Below are 733 nucleotides of genomic sequence, written 5' to 3'. Positions count from 1 at the left end.
CGCGATCAGTCCGGTCGACGGCGGGGCGACAGCCGCCAGCACGGCGGTGCTCTCGTGTCCGGCGAAAGAACGGCCTTCCCGGGTGGTCCGGCCGTCGCGGCCGAGCAGGCGCTCGATCGCGGTGCCGACGCCGGGGCGGTCGCGCAGCACCAGGGCGCCGAGGATCACGACGAGCAGCCCCACGGCGGCGATCCCGAAGAAGCCGGTCGCCCAGCCGAGTGCTCCGACGGCCAGCGCCAGCGGGATCACCGAGACGAGCTGACCCGCCTGGCCGGCGAGCCCCGTCAGCTGGCTCACGATCGGCAGCTGGCGCAGGGAGAACCACTCCGGCAGCAGGCGCATCACGCTGATGAACGTGCAGGCGTCGCCGGCGCCCACGAGCACGCGCGCGAGGATCGCGAGCCGCACATCGTGCACCGTCGCCATGACCACCTGGCCGGAGAGCATGAGCGCTCCGCCGGCGAGGATCATCATGGTCGAGCCGAAGCGGTCGAGGAGCACCCCGATCGGGATCTGCAGCGCGGCGTAGACGATCAGCTGGATGACGGTGAACATCGAGAGCGTCGTCGCGTCGATGCCGAAGTGCTCCTGAGTGGCCGGGCCCAGCGCCGCCAGCGAAGAACGGTTGATGACGGCGACGATGTAGGCCGAGAGCGCGACGCCCCAGACCGCCCAGGGGAGGACCAGTCGGCGTTCGCGCATGGGTCAATCGTAGCGCCGCGGCGCCGCGGCG

Annotated in this window: 1 protein-coding gene; it reads right to left on the bottom strand. The window is 71.9% G+C overall.

Annotated elements, in window-relative coordinates; genetic code table 11:
• Window positions 1–702, bottom strand: a 702-nt coding sequence (locus tag ACFPZL_RS13920) for an MFS transporter (RefSeq protein WP_382335996.1), incomplete at its 3' end; no start/stop codon positions are given.
• Window positions 703–733 lie beyond the last annotated feature (31 nt).

The sequence above is a fragment of the Leucobacter soli genome (genome assembly GCF_042659205.1).
Lineage (GTDB): Bacteria > Actinomycetota > Actinomycetes > Actinomycetales > Microbacteriaceae > Leucobacter > Leucobacter soli.
This window is presented reverse-complemented; position numbering and strand designations above follow the sequence as displayed.